Below are 16,466 nucleotides of genomic sequence, written 5' to 3'. Positions count from 1 at the left end.
GTAGCCATGTATCAACACTCCCTTACTGGTAAGTGATTTTTAAAATGGCTGAATCATCGAAAATAGCATAGTAAGCATCATCCCCGGAAGCGGTGTAGAGGGCTATGCCTTTTGCAGTCCCATTTTGGAATGCAGCGAAGAATGAACTGGGCAAGTCGATCCACAGGGCATCACCTCGATTAAAGGTGGCATACACATATTCACTGGACACAGAGGGTTGACCGCTTGGTCTGCCGGTATAGTTATGGTAGCGAATAGTCACTTTAGTGGAACCATATCCACCCGTGTCCTTCCTTTTGCAGTAAAACTGCATTCTTTTAATGGTCTTCCCTGTCACTGTTGAGGTTGGGCCATTGTTAAAGAACCAGCAACCGATGTTATTTCCATAGGTAGACCATTGCCCTTGCTTAACCTCTCCGGTATTCCGCCACAGATTGTATTTCATCGACCAGGTATTCCCTTCTGTTGAGTTCCAGGAAGAGGTGTAAGTGGCTGTCGGGTTTGAAGGAGTAGTCCCATTGTTACCACTGGTAACCCCTACTACCTGGCCGCCATACTGGGAATTCTGAGGAGAGGAGGCATTTGGTACAGTCCCTCTGACACCTACAAACCCCGCATATTCTGCAAATACCCCATACGAAGAATTACCTCCAGTACAGTCATGTACCATCGCTCTTCCACCATAACTAGCCCTAATATTTTCCCTGTTCGCTCCATACATTTGGCACTGATAGAAATAGCAAAAGCTGTTGTCGTATACTGCAACCGTGGCTGAGGTGGCGTTTGCTGTGTTGTTTAAATCCCTGACACCGATAAAGGTGCAGTTGCTAAAGTAGACATAATTGCTGGTGTATATCTGTGCAACTGCTGTAACTTCTCCGGCTTTCCGCTTGATGATTGCATCATAGACATTAACCCGGACACTACAGGATTGCACCTTAAAGGTTCCTGTCATGACGTTGTTATTAAACTGGAAGTTGAAGCTGCCGCTTCCCTGATACCCAATGATGACAATATCATCATAGACATCATTGAGAATGTTGATGGTTATGTCACCATCAAAGGCTCTGTCTGTAATACTCAATACTTTATCGACCGATGCAAAGGCGGTAGCAGATGTTAACCCATCATTTTCGTCCGATCCACTCTGAGGATTGACATAATAGGTGACGTCATCACTTGTTCCAAGCGTAACCACATTTGGAGCAATAACTTTTCCTGCAATCACGGTCCCCAAAGCGATCTGATTACTATCTGCAACGATTTGGGCCTCACCATTAGCGTATTGGACAAATGAATTAACCTGGTCTAATACCAAGTCCTGACCATAAGATCCTTTGATCCCCGGGCCACCGATATAGATGTTGTAGAAAATATCCCAACCATCTGTGAAGCTTCCCACAACTTTGAAGCTCCCAGAATCGAATGGATAGTTGATTGGGGAAACCGAATAGAACACTTCTTTGTCAAACTCCCCATACAATCTATAGGAGCCTACATCTTTTCTTAGCAAATAATCAATGGAAATGATGTTTTCTCCTTCTACTGGAAGGGTTACAGGAATCACTTTTAAGTCATTACCATTTCCATCTTGCACTTTGACTGTCCCTGTGGTGTTCTCATCAAAAGTGAATACTGAAACAGATCCCAGGTGGACATTTTCAGTCACTTCGATTTCCAAGTAACCAGGATCAGAGGAATAGTATCCATCCACTTCAGGTTTAGGCGAATTTGCTACTACATGTAATCCGGTTCCCGCTGCACCTTTAGCGATGGTAAGGGTTTCGCTGATTTGCTTTTTGATTTGGTCGATTCGATCCGTTCCTGTAATTTGGATCGGCCGATAATCTCCCAACGTCACCTGATTTTTACACATATAGATTTGGAATTTTGTCCATCACAACCACCTCTCACGGAATGTTACATAGGAATTTGTGATGATGTCATTCGGATAAATGGAAAGATCATTACTCCCTTTTTCCAACCGAATGAACGAACTGGATGGATCCATCTGATAGTAGAACGACTCTTGGTTCCCGTTGCTGGTTTTCGTAATGGTACCGGCAGCACAATCAATGTCAAGTATGTCTCCCGGTTCAAATACATAGGGAACTTCAGTAGAAAGCAACGTTTTTTCGTTCCACACTTGAATTTGTTCGATATAGTTGGTGGAAACAGCACTCCGTGTTCCGTATGTGCCAAAGTGGATCTGGATGCCGGCAAGCTGCTGGTTATATTGATTGTCTTTGTCGATATAGGAATAGGAAAACGTGTCGTACAGATTTCCGTTAGAATCTCGGCGGGAGCAACTGAATTCCCACCTTTGACCGATTCGGGTGATCCGAATTGGGCCATTGAACTGTTTCCAGTGGCCGACTGGTCCGGTGTAGTTCACAAAAGTATGACCCGTTGACAGATTTCCCGCCCTGGCTTCCATATAAGGATTCTCAATGCTTGCATCGCTGTCCCGGATGGCTATTTTCCCAATGATCGCGTTATTGACGTCCAGCAGATACACTTCCAGACGACCAACTTGATATCCATAACCAGACTTGAAACCTGCTTCCACTTGGACGGTGAAGTCCTGAATCTGCTGACCCAATGATTTCACCCCTGCTGGACCGTGCCATGTGCTGCCGGTTCCGTAGTCACTCGCCCGAATAGCGCTTCCATCCGACATGAGCGAACCAGTAACCGTTCCACCATCCACTCCGACCCCGGCAGTATAGCTGGCAACACTGGAGCAAGGATCATCTAAAACCTTTGTTCTCTTGGTGGTAGGAGTTTGGGTGTCTACACTCGCTGGCTGCCCGAAATAGATGTACTCGTCCGCCGATATGATCGCGAATTCTGTGGTGTTTCCGGTGAACTCAAAATGAAACTGAGGATAGGTTTCGAGTCCGCCGTTGTTCGTGACAGTCAGCGGGTTGTCGGGAACAAAACTGACCGTTTTTTCCGTTACACTGTAGGCAAACGGGTCCGGGCAAATGAAGGTGATTGTCCCCCAACCGGTATTCATCATTTGATCAATATCGGGGTCGCCCGAAACTTTGGCCATATAATATTTGTCAGGTTCATCTGGAAGAATTAGTTGCTTTGGTTCATCATAAAAAAGCCAATCTACCAGCGCGCGTCTGACTGCGGGCAGATCGGCTTTTGTTACTGATGAGAAAATGATAGGCACCTCGATCGTTTTCTCGCCAAGATTCTGGCCAAAGTAAAAACTCCCCGGGCGACCGGCAATCGCGGTCGTCACCAAGGAGATAGGTGGATGAAGAGGGTTTTTGAATTGAATCACCCCTTTCGCACGGTTCACTAATGTATCCTGTTTGTTGATCGCTGACGAGATGAACGGTGTCAACTCTTCAGCCAACCTTTGCATGTCCGCACGGTTTTGAAGAAAAACGGGTCGATTGAACTGAAAGACCATCGAAACAGGTGCGGATACGTTCGAGTTCACTGATTGAACAGTCGCCCCTGCTCCAGCGCTTCCAGATCCGGTTACTGCTACAGGGAGTGCCGCCTGGGAAAGAAGGTTGCTAACTTGGCGGATTTGGGAAAGTCGAGACTTCATCCCCTCCTCAAATCCGAGGGCTGTATATTTCCCGAGTTCCATTGTTACGCGTGAGGGCGAATGGATTCCCATCTTCTTTTTGATCGTGGCCCAAGCCGCTTCGGCAATAGCTCCGGCAGCCGAAATTACTCCCCATTTTCCACCTAAAATCCCATTTGCAAAACCAGAAGCCACAGCAAGACCGAGTGAGTAGGTTCCGCTCACATGAAGATTACTTTTTGCTGCACCAGCTACGGATGAAGCCGCATTTGCGGCTTTACCTTTGTTGGATGAAATCCCGCCGGTAAATTCGCTACCTACTTTCTTACCACCACCCCCGTCAGTTGCTGATCCAAGCGTTTTTTCCGTGGTAGACTTGAGTGAGGATGCTGCTTTCTGTATATTTGGTTTGCTTGCATTCAAACCTTTGGCGTGTGAATCGCCTGCAGCTTTCCCTTCCGCCGTGAGATCGATTCTCATGCCTTGCAATTTGAGAAATTCTTTGATTCCCTTGGCAAAGGTTTCGATGTCGATCTTTCCAGATTGCAGGCCAGCTAAAAGTGTGGCTATAGTGAATTGCCCTTCGGAGCCAAGATTCACCTTGAGCTTGCTCTTAATGTTGAGCCCCAACACCGCGGCCGCTTCTTGCAGGTCAATTGCTCCGGCCTGCATTCCTAACTTGAGGGTTTCGATGTTATGCTTACCTTCGGCTGAAAGGTCGAATTTCATCTTATCGTTGAGCTGATTCCGAAAATAGGTGTATACAGCATCAAAGGTGTATGTCCCATCAGAAAGTCCTTTCGCGAACGTCTGGGCGCTGACTTTCCCTAACGGGCCAAGATCAATTTTCATCTTCGATTTGAGATCCAGTCCTAGCTGGTTGGCGATTTCCTCCGGTTTCTTCGATCGGAGCCCATTCGTAAATGATTCAATCGCCTTGATCCCCTCTTGTGTGAAATTACCGTCACCATACACCGCTCGTAGTTGGCTCATATGAGCAATAGCTATATCCCGAACTGTATATTTTCCGGTCTGAAGCCCTTTAATGAACGAATTGACGGTCACCATACCTTCAGGGCCTAAATTGATTTTGAACCCATCCCGAGTTTGGACTGCCAGGGCTTCCGTTGCTATTCGTGCTTGTTTACCGCCTTTTTTAATCATGTCGGCGAGTTGGTTCACGGACGCCGTTCCCATATTTCCGTATTCTTTGATCAGCTCTTGTTGTCTTTTCTTAACTTCTTTTGTCGAGCGATCAGCGTCTTGGATAATGCTGTCAGAGTATTCGCGGAATCGTTCTTTCCCTTCTTTCATCAGTTCTTGATCGCTTTTCATCAACCCCGCTTTGGCAGTTACATACCCTTCATATCGATCTAGCATTTTCCCTGTTTGGTAGTCGTATAAATATGCTTCGTCAGATAAGTCTTTTTGTAACTCTTTCATTGCTTTAGCTCTAGTCTGTTTAGCAACAGCTATATTCTGATTTTCTGTTTCATTAATAACTTTGGACATTAAGTCGTATTGATCTTTCGTAATATTCCCGTTGGCGAATTGTTCTTCCCAAACTTTTCGCTGCTCGTCGGCCCATTTATGAGCGGCTTTGATTGCTTGATCATAAGTTTTATTAATATCTGCAAGCCACTGTTTCGCACCCTGCGCAGTAATTTTCCCTTGGTCAGCTTGCATATTTTCCATATAACTGTTTAAATCATCGATTCTTTGTACGAAAGTACGAGATGTTTGATCAAGGTCTTTGATGGCTTGTTGATAAGCAGCGGCGAATTGTTTGGGCATCTTGGAAACATTTCCACCATATTGAATTAGCCCTTGCCGGATGATTTTATTAGCATCTTGTACCCTCCGAACTTGGGCATCAATTGCCTTGATGGCCGTGTCTGTCACGTTTTGAACGGCAGGCTGGAGAGCTTTAGGAACCTGATCCAACAGACCGGCAGCGGCTTTTTGCACGTTGATTTTATCTTGATTTAATGCGGCCGTTATCTTGTCTCCCATTTGGGCGAAGATATTGACCGTTTCGTTCACGATCCGTTGTGCTTCTGCTCCAGATGAGATTCGCAATTGGGCGAGATTGACCAAAGCCTTGTCACGCAGGTCCATGTAGCCCTTTGCCGCTTGAATGGTCCCCTGTGATACTCCATATCCAAAGCGGATGGCGTTTTCCTCATTTTGTTTCATATCTTGATTGAGTTTATAGGACGCGGCAGATAGACCGCCGATGACGATCGCGGCGCCAGCAACGGCAGCAGTGAAGGGATTGGCAATAGCAATGATTCCTGCGATAGCTCCACCAAGCGCGAGAATTCCGGCGGTCGTTGCCGTGAATATACCGAGGGCCTCTTTGGTGCTTGGGCTTAGTTTGGAAAACCAATCAACCACGGCGTTCAAATCTTTAGCCAGTTCTTTCAAGATAGGAAGGAAAGCGGAACCCACTTGGATCTGGAACGTTTCCCAAGCACCATTGAGCTGTTCAATGGTTCCTTTCAAGTTGTCCATCCGTTTGGCCGCCACATCTGCCGCTGTCGTTTTGGACATCGCATCAGACATTGCTCGGACTCCTGATGCTCCTTCTTTAAATGCGATGTTTGCTGCCCGGATCGCATCGGTTCCGAAAATCGTCTTAAGCGCTTGGTTTCGCTGTTCTTCGGAAAGACCTGCCAGCTGCTTTTGAAGAACTCCGGCGATCTCTGCAAACGATTTAACCCGCCCTTGTGCATCAAAGAACTGGTTTTTTCCATCCTTCGTGATAATGCCTAGCTTTTTCATTTCATCCGCCGCCTGTTTGGAGGAAGGTGTCAGATTAAGGAGCATCGTTTTGAGCGAGGTTCCGGCATCACTACTTTTTAATCCGTTTTGGGCAAAAACAGCCAAGGCAGTCGCCGTGTCCTTGAATGATAGTCCAGCACTAGCCGCAACAGCCGCCACTTGAGAAAGACCCAGGTTCATTTCTTTCACGTCTGTGGCCGAAGCGTTCGCGGCACCAGCAAGAATATTGGCCGCTTCTGCTACAGAAAGGTGTTCGGATCGAAAGGCATTCAGGGCGGTAGATGCGATTTGAGCCGCTTCTGCAAGATCAAGTTCACCAGCTGCCGCCAGATCAAGAGCGCCCTTCAGACCGCCGTTTAGAATATCGCTGGTGGAAACGCCAGCTTTGGCCAATTCCTCGATTCCTTGGGCGGCTTCTGTCGCAGAAAATTTGGTTTGTGCCCCCATCTGTATGGCCAATTGGCGGAATTGCTCCATCTCCTGTGCTGAAGCACCAGTCACGGCTTGAATACTGGATAATTGAGCCTCAAAATCGGCAGCTTTCTTTACAGCGCTCCCGAAAGCAACTGCCAAACCGGCCGACATTACCCCCAAAGCAGCACCCGTTTCAATTGCTTGATCCCGGACATGAAACATATTTTGGCCAAAGCGACCGAACCAAGAATTTTGTTGGGATAATTGAGTGCTCAATCGCTTGAGTGACCCTTCCATTCCGGTCAATGCGGCCCGGGCCTCATTCAATCGGATTGCCGCCTCCTGGGTTTGCTTGGCGTTTTTCCCCAAACTCTGCGCTGCATCATTGTATGCAATCGAAAGAAGATGGATTTTTTCTCGTTGAAACTCAATTTGTTTTTCCAAACCAGAGATTTGAACTCGTATTTGGTCAGTTGATTTTCCAAATGCTTTTGCCTGTGCTTCCGAAATTTGAAATTCAGACTGGACCAACCGCATTTTCTGTTCGAGTTGATCGAACGATTGGGCAAGTGAAGAGGTAGCTAAGTTTCTATTTGCTTGGCGTAGTTGCCCCTCTAAACCAGCTAATGCGGCTTTTGCTTCGTTCAGTCGAACGGCCGCTTCTCTTGTTTCGCTCGCATTTTTCCCGAGATTTCGGGTTGCATCTTTATAAGCCAGCGATAAGAGATTAACCCTTTGCCGTTGAAGTTCAATCTGTTTTTCCAAACTAGAAATTTGAACTCGTGTCTGATCAATGGAATCCCCAAATGCCTTAGCTTGAGCTTCCGATACCCGAAATTCGGATTGAATCAAGCGCATTTTCCGTTCCAGCTGATCAAGAGCGCGAGTATAACGTTGCTGCATTTCGGCGGCGGGCCCCAATTGGGCGTTAAGCCGTTGATAGGAACCTTCCATATTGGTTAGAGCGGTTTTTGCTCTGTTAAGCTGGGACGCAAGCTGTTGAGTTTGTTTTGCTTCAGCTCCAATTTTTTGGCTGTATTCCTGATGAGTTTGAGCTAAAAGGGAAACTTTTTGCTTTTGTAGTTCAATTTGCCGCGCCAACAATTGGGCTTGCGTTTTTAATTGATCCTGCGATTTGCCAAATGCCCGCACTTTCGCTCTTGAAGCATCAAATTCAGTTTTTAACACGTTCAATTGTCGGTTTATTTGAGCTACACCTTGGGCAAACCCTTTGCTATCTAACGTGACTTCACCTTTAATTCGGCTCAAAATCTCTTCTGCCATCTTTTCACCCCCTCACTTAAAAAATTCCTAATTGGTCGATGTAAACCGTTTGATTCTCAGGCTTTTTCCCTTTCAATGCATGAGCCTGTAGCCGCATATAAAAAACAATATCCATATGGTCAATCTCATGGAGCTTCCAACCGGCTTGAATCAGGTTCAAATACATTTCGTTCACTACTTCCGCCGGTTCGACTTCTTTTTTTGGGTATCATCATCGGCCACTCCCTCAAATGGTTCCATCGTCTGATTAATGATTCCGTGAACGACCGCCCAGGATTGATCAACTATATTCCGAGCGTCCGTTCCTTTTTCGTACTCCTCAGCCGAAAATTGTTGGCCAAAGACTTCAGAAATGAAGGTGTATAACTCATCCAAAAGCTCCTCTTGCTCTTCTCTGCTGGGTTCTTGCTCCTCTAACAGCTTTTTCAAGTATTTATTTCGCTTTTCGTCAAGCTCCAACGCTCTCCGAAACATGTACCCTGAGATGAAGTTAGTGGAGAATGTTTTCTTTTCTCCGTTTAGATGAAGCGTGATTTTAAGCACATTTCTCCCTCCTTATGTAAGAAAAAAAGAGGGCCAAAATCAGCCCTCTTAAGCAGTTGTGAAGTTGGTTACGCTGTTCTGTGCTAGGCTGTTTCCAGCCAAATCCTTGACGTTTTTCGTCGCGATTGCCGTATAGGAAGTGGTTGCGGCGAGGTCTGAAGTCGGGTCAAACGTAACCGTCGTTTTGTCCGCACTAAGCGACAAAGTACCGGCCACCTCCGCCCCGGTCGAATCCAACACGAAGAAGTTTGCGGGAGTAACGGTGCTTTCTTGAATTGGTTCGTCGAAGGTCCAAACAATATTCGATGTAACATCGACTGCTGTCGCTCCGTCAGCCGGTGAAACCATGACGGTAGGCGGCGTGGTATCAGCAGTAACGTTTACTACTGAGTCAAACCATGTACTAGACTGGCTAAAACCAGGCATATCTTCGTCACCGATCACTTGCCAAGCCCCATCGTATTCACGTTTAAGAAAAGAACCTGAAATTGTTGGCGTTTGGAACGTTGGTTTGTCTTCTTTTGTCTGGAATTCGGCTTCTGGGGTAGTGAATTTCCCTTTAAAGAGCCAAACATATCGATATTTACCGTTCGATTTGAGCGATCTGAAGCCGATCGCTACATATGGTGCTTGGTCATCCGCGTTTTTGACCAGCATTCCATTTGAAACTGTATGTCCGAGCAAAGCCGCCTGAACATCGAGCGGCAAATCTTTCACCTGAAGCTCAACCGTAATTTCGCCGAGAGCCGTAGCTACCTCAGCTGGCCCATCGTCTGCGTAGAGTGTTTCTGAGTTCGTTGTCGGCGTTATCTTTGCATTGATAAACCCAGCTACTTTTACAGGCGCGTCATACGAAACACCATTCGCATCATCTTGAGTCAAAATGGCATAATGCAAATCGCGTAAACCCACTTGAACGCCACTCATTAGGATACAACCTCCTTGATAATTGAATATCTCATTGGTTTGTGAAAGACTTTTGTGTCATCCTCATATAAATCGGTCGTGAATGTGCGATAAAATCCGGACTCCGCCATCGTTTGATCGACTTCCAGGGCGATCGGAGAAATTTGGGCCGGATCTTTTGTCCAGATGGAGATTTGAAAGGAAACCCGACTGGAAAATGGATCGTCATCTGCATAGTCTTCATCCGTGTTATTTAGCTCATAGTAGGTGATTCGGGGGAATTCCTCTGCGTCCGGAGCCACCATGAAGTAGATCCGGGGCCCGCCAAGCAATGAAATAAGCGCCTGATTCGATTCAAGCGCTGATACCACAAGTGGTTTAAGGTTAATCATAGGCCGATCCCTTTCCTCAACTTTTCAGCCATTGCTTCTGTTACTCGCGGGGCCGATTCGTCAATACTTGGCCCTACAAAGGGATGAGGAGACATCTTCGACGTGCCAAACTCCAAGAATTGAGCGTAAAACGATTCTTTCCCCGGGCCTACTTCAATTGCTTTTACCCCATCTTTTTGTTTCACGCGGCTCATCTGGATATTTTCTTTCAAGTGTTTCCTCTTTTTATCGGACGGTCCAGGCGCGTTTCGGCTCATTGTCTTTTGAAGCTCCTCCGCTCCTGCCCGAAGTGCTGCATTTTCGACGCGGGCCGCTCGGGCACCTAGTTGCTGGAGCTTTATGATCATCTCATCCATCCCAGTAAACTCCATCTCAGCCACCGGCGGTCACTTCCTTTGCAAAAATATGGGTTTCTTGATGGCGACCATTCAGGTCGATGGTTTCTACAATATCGAATTGCCGACCAGCATAAAGTATCCGCATGGCCGAGGTCACATCTGAACGATACCGGATCCGGAAGCGGACAAAACTTTCCGCGTTGATAGCGGCTGCTTGGAGAAACTCACGCCATCGAGAGGTCATTGGTTCAAAAGCGGCCCATACTGTCGCCACATCATTCCAAGACTCGCGCACGTTTCCCTCAGCGTCACGGGTCGTAGTTTTTTGCTGGATGGTGATCCGATGGCGAAGGTCACTGATTCGCATCCTTCGTCGTTTCCTTTTTGGCGGGTTTCTCTTTCGCCTTTGTTGGTGGGGCAACCTCTTCGCCAAGGAAACCGCCTGTTCGTAGCTCTTCTATACGTTTGGTGTCATTCGTTTCATATACTTGCCCCTTTTTATAAAGCACCCGGGTGAATCGATCGATAAAGGCCGAAGTCACCAGATACTTTCCCATATATCATTCACCTCACGTTGTTGTCGTTGTGTCCGTTGGGTAGTCCTTTAACTGCAGAATGATGCTTTGCAAAGCAAAGTTGAACCCATCCATACGGGCACTCGGGTCTCGATTTTCGTATTGCATAGCGATATACAGCATAACGGCCAGTTTATATAAATTACTATCGGATTCCGGCACCCCTGCATTGATCAAATACTCTTTGGCACTATCAATGAGGAGAGTGAGGAAAGAGTCATCCTCACTCCCATCAATCCGAAGATAATTTTTAAGCTCATCCAAAGTCAGGGTAAGCATTTGTCATGCCCCCAATTAAGATGATGCAATAATCCCGAGACTGCGAAGGACCGCTAGAATTTGATTTTGTTTGGTTGCAATGTCTGTTGTAGTGGCTGTTGCCGGGTCGGGATGATCGGCAATAGCATCAGCTTGCTTGCCGTCAGCAGTGATTTTTCCACCTGGCGTCAGGTCAATTTGGTTTAGATACACTGTCTACACCCCTTTCATTAAGCTTGCGGTGCAACTTTAGCAATGCGGAATGCGGATTTCAGTTTGATTTGATGATCAAACCAAGCTGTGACAACAAATTGCTCAATACCGGTTGTGATATCCTTTTGGTTCTCATACAGCGTGTTCAGATCATAGTTGAAGTGAGAGAAGGAGAAATCACCGACCACTGGATTTACTGCGCTATCGCAAAAGACTACCGGTTTCCCAAGGATTTGCTCCGGCTGGGCCATGTACAGGGTGGCATTGCCATTCGCCAGGGTCTCGATCATATCCGAATAATCCTGATACCGCATGACAATTGTAGCGTTTTCGCGGTAATCTTCATGGAGGTCTGCCAATGCGGACTTGATTGCCTTGTACATGCTATCCTCTGTGATCTCCGTGATGCCGGCTGCGTAGAAGGACATATGTTCTTCACCAGTATTCGGAGTGGTTGCAAAGGCCACTTTCTTTTCTTTTGCGGCGACACCGGATTGTAAGGCCATCTCAACGTAAGAGACCAGATTCGCGTCAGAGCCGTTCAATACCGTCTCAGAAATCCCCGCCAAAACCTTGAATTTATGCTTTTGCTTTGATGAGGCGTTCCTTGGGGTCATCAATGGTCTTTAAATCCTTTTGAGAAGCCATTTGAGCTTCCAATTTCGCCTTTTGTTCCGCTTCCAACGCATCATGTTGCTGTTTGATCACGTCAAAACGCATTTTCAGGTCTTCTTTTGTCTCCCGCAGAGCCTGAATCTCTTCCGTTGTGGTCTTTGGGTCGATCGCCTTTTCGGACAACTCACTCTCGACTTTTTGCAATTGCTGACCGATCGTGACCAAGTTTTGTTTCAGTTCATACAAAGTTTTCATCTGATCAATCCTCCTAAAATTGAGTCAATATAGACTAAATTTGCTTTTGCTTCTTCGGAAATTCGCTTGCGAATCTCCATTTCTTGGGCTGAAATGCCCGTTTTTTCGGCTTTTTGATCCTTTTCGGCTTGATTTTTCAGCTGTTTGGGCACGTTTTTGTATCGATTGAGCCACTCATCGCTAATTGATGCGTCCACCTGACTCGCTTCCAGCACAACATCACACAAACCGTATGCATAAGCCTCGTCAGCCGAAAGCCAGGTTTCTGCGTCAAGCATCTCCTGCAGCTTCTTGTCTGTTAGCTTACTGCCAGCTTTTTGCAAATACGTTTGCTTGACGGATTGTCCGATCCGATCCAGATCGTCAGCGATTTTTCGCAGTTCAGCGGCATTTCCGACCGCAAAACTCCAAGGATTGTGGATCATCAGCATGGAATTTTTGGGCATCGAGACGGTATCACCCGCCATTGCGATCACACTTGCGATCGATGCGGCCAGTGCATCAACATGGACGTTTACCTTGGCCTTGTGGCGTTTCAGCATGTTGTAAATTGCAACGCCCTCGAATACGTTTCCGCCGGGGCTGTTGATATACAGATTGATTACAGAAACATCGCCTGCGGCATCGAGGTCGTTTTTGAAACTCAAAGCAGTGGTGTCTTCCTCGTACCATTGGGAGCTAACAATGTCGCCATAAATAAAAATGTCCGCCGTTTTTGAGTCCTCGGCAGACAATTTTATCTCCCAAAACTTAGTTTGTTGTTGCGTTTCCACCCGCTTTCACCCCCTTTCTAAGGCTTGGGTCCATGTCAATCGGGTATAAATCGCCGCTGAGGTAGAGTTTTTCCCCTCCCGGCTCCGGCGGCAAATCTTCCAACTGGCGCACTTCATTTGGCTTTAACCAGCCTGTTCGGATTCCTTTCATGTAGTAATCTGATTGTGTAGCGGTGTCGCCGCGCAACAGGGCGTTTACGTTAAATTTGAAGTAAAAACCGTCTTGTCTTTCAGCCGGCGAAAGCAATTTGCGGTTAAATTCCTGCTCATACTGGCGCACAATCGGCATCAACGTAAGCTGAACAAATTCCCTCATGAGCTGCTCCATACTGGAGTAACTTTGCCCCTCGCTATCATTGAGCATGTGAGCTGGAACATTGAACACGTTGGCCACCCTCGATCTCGTAATCCGCTCAGATGTGAAAATATCGGCAGCAATGAATTTCCTTTCAATCGGATCGATCTCCACGCCCGGTTCTTGGAACAAAATTCCCCCATTATCTTGGTAAAATCGCTTGAAATCATCGATTACCCGTTGTCGCTTTTCCATATCTACGTTTGCCGCGTACTTTAAGATGAATGAGTTTGGAGCACTCTGCATCTCTTTCAAACTGAAGTCACGAACCGCTTTATCAAAGTCATTGGTGTTCGTGAGCACCTTGAGCGGACTAATCCCTTTAATGCCGCCACTCCCGATAATGTGCTTGAAATGGAGGATATCCATGTTGTGAAAGTAATAAGTGCCCTTATTTCCGATCACTTGATACCAAAGATCACCGGTATCAGTGTCGAATACGGGCTCTACATAATCAGGATTGAGCGGCGTTAGCCTTGCTACCTGCCCCCGAATGTCCCTTTCAATGAGGGCATATGAATTGCCCTTTTCATTTCGAATCGTCTCTAGGTTACGGATGAACTCAAAAGAGGTCATGTTAGCGTTCGGTCCGTTGATGAGTATGTCGGCTGCTTGGTTTGATGCAATGTCATAATTCCTGTAGAGCTTGAGCGGCAAAGACGCCAGGCTATTGGATAACCGCGTGATCACGCTGAAAATCGTTTCATTTGTCGCAAGCGTTGAATTGTCGATACCCCAAAATGTGCGCCCGATCCAGCTGGTGAAATCAAACCCCTGTCCTTTCCACCCCGTAATTGCTCCATTAATGGCCGCTTTAAGTTTCGTGAACCATCGCAAATAATCACCACCTTTCATCGTTTGAGTAGATCGTTCATGGATATAACGCTAATGTTTCCATTGCCTTGAGGCGTAACCATCTTTTTCATTACTTCCGTATGGGCATTCAACCAAGCAGCGAATCCATCAATTTTCCGGTACCGGCTCTGTTTCGTGGGGAGCCAGTTGCCGTTTCGGTCTTCAACGAGCTTGACGTTGTTGAGATACCACCGAAATAGCTTGTTCCGGTTGAATACCACTTTCCCATCCAGAAGAAGCTCCTTAACATCTTTCAATGCCGGGCTAAGGGTGATAGCTCCTTGCCGGACTACCTGTGTCTGGAATCCATATCCTTTCATCTCTTCGACCAGGCGAAATGCGTTAGCCGGGTCATAGGTGATCAATTCAATGGAATACCGTTTGGATTGCTCAACGAACCAATCGAAAACATACTTGTAATCGACGTAATCGCCTGGGCAGATCGTAAGCAACCCCTCTTCTTGCCACTCACGGAACGGTAGTTTCTCATTATCCAGCTCTACCTTCCGCCTCGGCACAAAGGAATGTGACAGCACCATCACTCGGCCATCATCTAGCCAAAATTCCAAGCAAACAGCGGTAAAGTCTTCGGTCTGAGATAGGTCAAAGCCACCAATACAGCTCCTCCCAGCCAAATCAGCTGGGTCGACCATGCCGTCATTTCGCTTGATCACCTCGTAATCAATAAAGGATTGCTCGTCGGACTGAACGAACAGGTTCAGGCGCTTCGTGATAAAGTCATTGCGCTCTGCCGGGATGTGCTTCCTGGTGTTCCACTCTTCGATCATGGTTTCGAGATCGATCGAAACGCCGAGGTTTGGGTTGGCTTTTACCCAGTTTTCCGGATTGTCGATGTCGTCTTCTTCATCCAGTTCAGCGATGAAATAAAAGGTCCGCTCGTCCTGAATCACACCCTCCAGCACATCAGCCGCTTTCTCGTAGTAGTCCATTAGCGGACCATCCAGCTGGTATCCGGCCGTCGTGATATATAAAATGAGCGGTTGTGCCCGGGCACCGGTACTGTTTTTGATAACGTTGATCAGCTTGTAGTCCTTGTATTCGTGAATCTCATCGAAGATCCCAAGATGACAGTTCAAACCATCCAGCTTCTCGCTATCGGATGCCTGCGGCTCGATCTTGGAAAACGTCTTGTCAAAGTGAATCGCATCCCGCAACACCCGGAAGTGTTTGGTCAAGAGCGGCGATGACTTCACCATCTTCTGACACTCGTCGAACACAACGCGGGCCTGTTTCATGGAGTTGGCCAGCAAATAGACATCGGCGCCCTTTTCGCCGTCTTTGGAGCATCCGTAGTTGGCCAGACCGGAAACCATCGTCGATTTACCATTTTTCCGGGCAACAAAAATAAGCCCCTCTTTGAATCGACGGAGCCCGGTGTCTTTGTGTACCCAGCCATAAAGCGAACCAATAACGAAGTGTTGCCAGGGTTGGAGTATCAGCCGTTTGTAATTCCCTTTCGATGGCTTGCAAAAGCGCTGGATAAACTCAATCGGTCGGAGTGCTTTTGCCTCATCGAACACAAACGGAAAGTGATCGGTTCCCTGACGCTCAAGATCGCGCAAATGACGCTCGCAAGCCAAACGGACCTTTTTTGAAACGACTATGCGGCCAGCAACTGCGCCCTCGGCATAGGAGGTGGTCATCAGGTCAGAACTCTTCAAACTCATCCACCGTCACCACCTCCGTGATCTTCTTCTCGGAGGCAGGTGTCAGTTTCAGTTCAGCCTGAAGCTTCCGCTGCTGTTCGACGATCTTCAGGATCTTGTCCACAGATTTGTTTTCTCGGAACATCTCCTGAGAGCCGTTTTTAAACAACTCCACGACGCCGCGCTCCTTGATATCGGCCATATGATCCTGTTTCAACTGTTCCAGCAAGACAATGTTGTCCACGATCATCATGGTCCGATCATTGAGCGCATTCTCTTTTTCCAGTTCCTGTACAATGATATGGAACAACTTTTTTGCCTCTTTGTGCTTGATGATGCGTTTAGGTTTGTATTCCGCTGCCATTTCAACCCCCCCTCACATGAGAATTTGTGCCGCGCTGAAAACGAAGGGGCCGCGCCGGTCTACGGGCTCCCGAACCCCAGAATTTTGGGTAGGGGGGCTATGCCCTCTCCTCGTTGGCCACCGATCGGATCACGCGCGCTTTCCGTTTCCTCTGCTGCTTTGGCTTGCCTTGTCCCTTCTCCGGGTGCAACTTGTTATGGCACGTCGCACAAATACTGATGAGGTTCGATTCATCTAGTGCTCGACTCGGGTTGTCAGTCAGGTGCTCGATGTGGTGCACCGTATTAGCAGGCGTGAGCCGTCCCTTCTTTAAGCACACCTG

General features: G+C 47.2%; 15 protein-coding genes and 1 pseudogene. All 16 read right to left on the bottom strand.

Annotated features, from left to right (window positions below):
* Positions 1-22 precede the first annotated feature (22 nt).
* On the bottom strand, positions 23-1,861 hold the full coding sequence (locus JG50_RS0108745) for a hypothetical protein (protein ID WP_152568524.1): 1,839 nt from the start codon (positions 1,859-1,861) through the stop codon (positions 23-25).
* Between the two features lie 36 nt (positions 1,862-1,897).
* On the bottom strand, positions 1,898-8,035 hold the full coding sequence (locus JG50_RS0108740; RefSeq protein WP_033100750.1) for a phage tail tape measure protein: 6,138 nt from the start codon (positions 8,033-8,035) through the stop codon (positions 1,898-1,900).
* A gap of 174 nt (positions 8,036-8,209) precedes the next feature.
* Positions 8,210-8,578 carry a phage tail assembly chaperone G gene (gene gpG, locus JG50_RS0108735; RefSeq protein WP_033100749.1) on the bottom strand — a complete coding sequence of 123 codons (369 nt, stop codon included), beginning with the start codon at positions 8,576-8,578 and terminating at the stop codon, positions 8,210-8,212.
* A 48-nt stretch (positions 8,579-8,626) separates the two neighbouring features.
* Positions 8,627-9,505, bottom strand: a complete 879-nt coding sequence (locus JG50_RS20020; protein WP_081943801.1) for a major tail protein — start codon at positions 9,503-9,505, stop codon at positions 8,627-8,629.
* Complete coding sequence (locus tag JG50_RS0108725) at positions 9,505-9,876, bottom strand: DUF3168 domain-containing protein (RefSeq protein WP_033100748.1); 372 nt, start codon at positions 9,874-9,876, stop codon at positions 9,505-9,507. Before JG50_RS0108725 ends, JG50_RS20020 begins: the two co-directional genes overlap by 1 nt.
* Positions 9,873-10,247, bottom strand: coding sequence for an HK97-gp10 family putative phage morphogenesis protein (locus JG50_RS0108720; RefSeq protein WP_235281648.1), 375 nt, complete (start codon positions 10,245-10,247; stop codon positions 9,873-9,875). The genes JG50_RS0108725 and JG50_RS0108720 overlap by 4 nt, the downstream gene beginning before the upstream one ends.
* A 1-nt stretch (position 10,248) precedes the next feature.
* Complete coding sequence (locus JG50_RS0108715) at positions 10,249-10,581, bottom strand: phage head closure protein (RefSeq protein ID WP_033100746.1); 333 nt, start codon at positions 10,579-10,581, stop codon at positions 10,249-10,251.
* Positions 10,568-10,771: a hypothetical protein gene (locus JG50_RS0108710; RefSeq protein ID WP_033100745.1), complete on the bottom strand. Its 204-nt coding sequence runs from the start codon at positions 10,769-10,771 to the stop codon at positions 10,568-10,570. The genes JG50_RS0108715 and JG50_RS0108710 overlap by 14 nt, the downstream gene beginning before the upstream one ends.
* A gap of 12 nt (positions 10,772-10,783) precedes the next feature.
* Positions 10,784-11,068 (bottom strand): head-tail connector protein, encoded by a 285-nt coding sequence (locus JG50_RS0108705; RefSeq protein WP_033100744.1) that lies wholly within the window; start codon positions 11,066-11,068, stop codon positions 10,784-10,786.
* Positions 11,069-11,083: 15 nt separating this feature from the next.
* Positions 11,084-11,260, bottom strand: a complete 177-nt coding sequence (locus JG50_RS20435) for a hypothetical protein (protein WP_181735440.1) — start codon at positions 11,258-11,260, stop codon at positions 11,084-11,086.
* Positions 11,261-11,277: 17 nt separating this feature from the next.
* Positions 11,278-12,130: pseudogene (locus tag JG50_RS18175) on the bottom strand (phage major capsid protein).
* Complete coding sequence (locus tag JG50_RS0108695) at positions 12,127-12,903, bottom strand: head maturation protease, ClpP-related (protein WP_033100743.1); 777 nt, start codon at positions 12,901-12,903, stop codon at positions 12,127-12,129. The pseudogene JG50_RS18175 and the gene JG50_RS0108695 overlap by 4 nt, the downstream one beginning before the upstream one ends.
* Positions 12,881-14,095, bottom strand: coding sequence for a phage portal protein (locus JG50_RS0108690; RefSeq protein ID WP_033100742.1), 1,215 nt, complete (start codon positions 14,093-14,095; stop codon positions 12,881-12,883). The genes JG50_RS0108695 and JG50_RS0108690 overlap by 23 nt, the downstream gene beginning before the upstream one ends.
* A gap of 14 nt (positions 14,096-14,109) precedes the next feature.
* A complete protein-coding gene (locus JG50_RS0108685) occupies positions 14,110-15,801 on the bottom strand; it encodes a terminase large subunit (RefSeq protein WP_033100741.1) in 1,692 nt (563 codons plus the stop codon).
* The gene (locus JG50_RS0108680; protein WP_033100740.1) at positions 15,782-16,144 is read right to left on the bottom strand and encodes a P27 family phage terminase small subunit; all 363 of its coding nucleotides are present in this window, start codon (positions 16,142-16,144) and stop codon (positions 15,782-15,784) included. The genes JG50_RS0108685 and JG50_RS0108680 overlap by 20 nt, the downstream gene beginning before the upstream one ends.
* Positions 16,145-16,241: 97 nt before the next feature.
* A partial coding sequence (locus tag JG50_RS0108675; protein ID WP_033100739.1) for an HNH endonuclease signature motif containing protein occupies positions 16,242-16,466 on the bottom strand: 225 nt, incomplete at its 5' end.

The organism is Thermoactinomyces daqus (assembly GCF_000763315.1).
GTDB lineage: Bacteria > Bacillota > Bacilli > Thermoactinomycetales > Thermoactinomycetaceae > Thermoactinomyces_A > Thermoactinomyces_A daqus.
The sequence above is the reverse complement of the archived record's forward strand: the minus strand, read 5'-3'. Positions and strand labels throughout refer to the sequence as shown.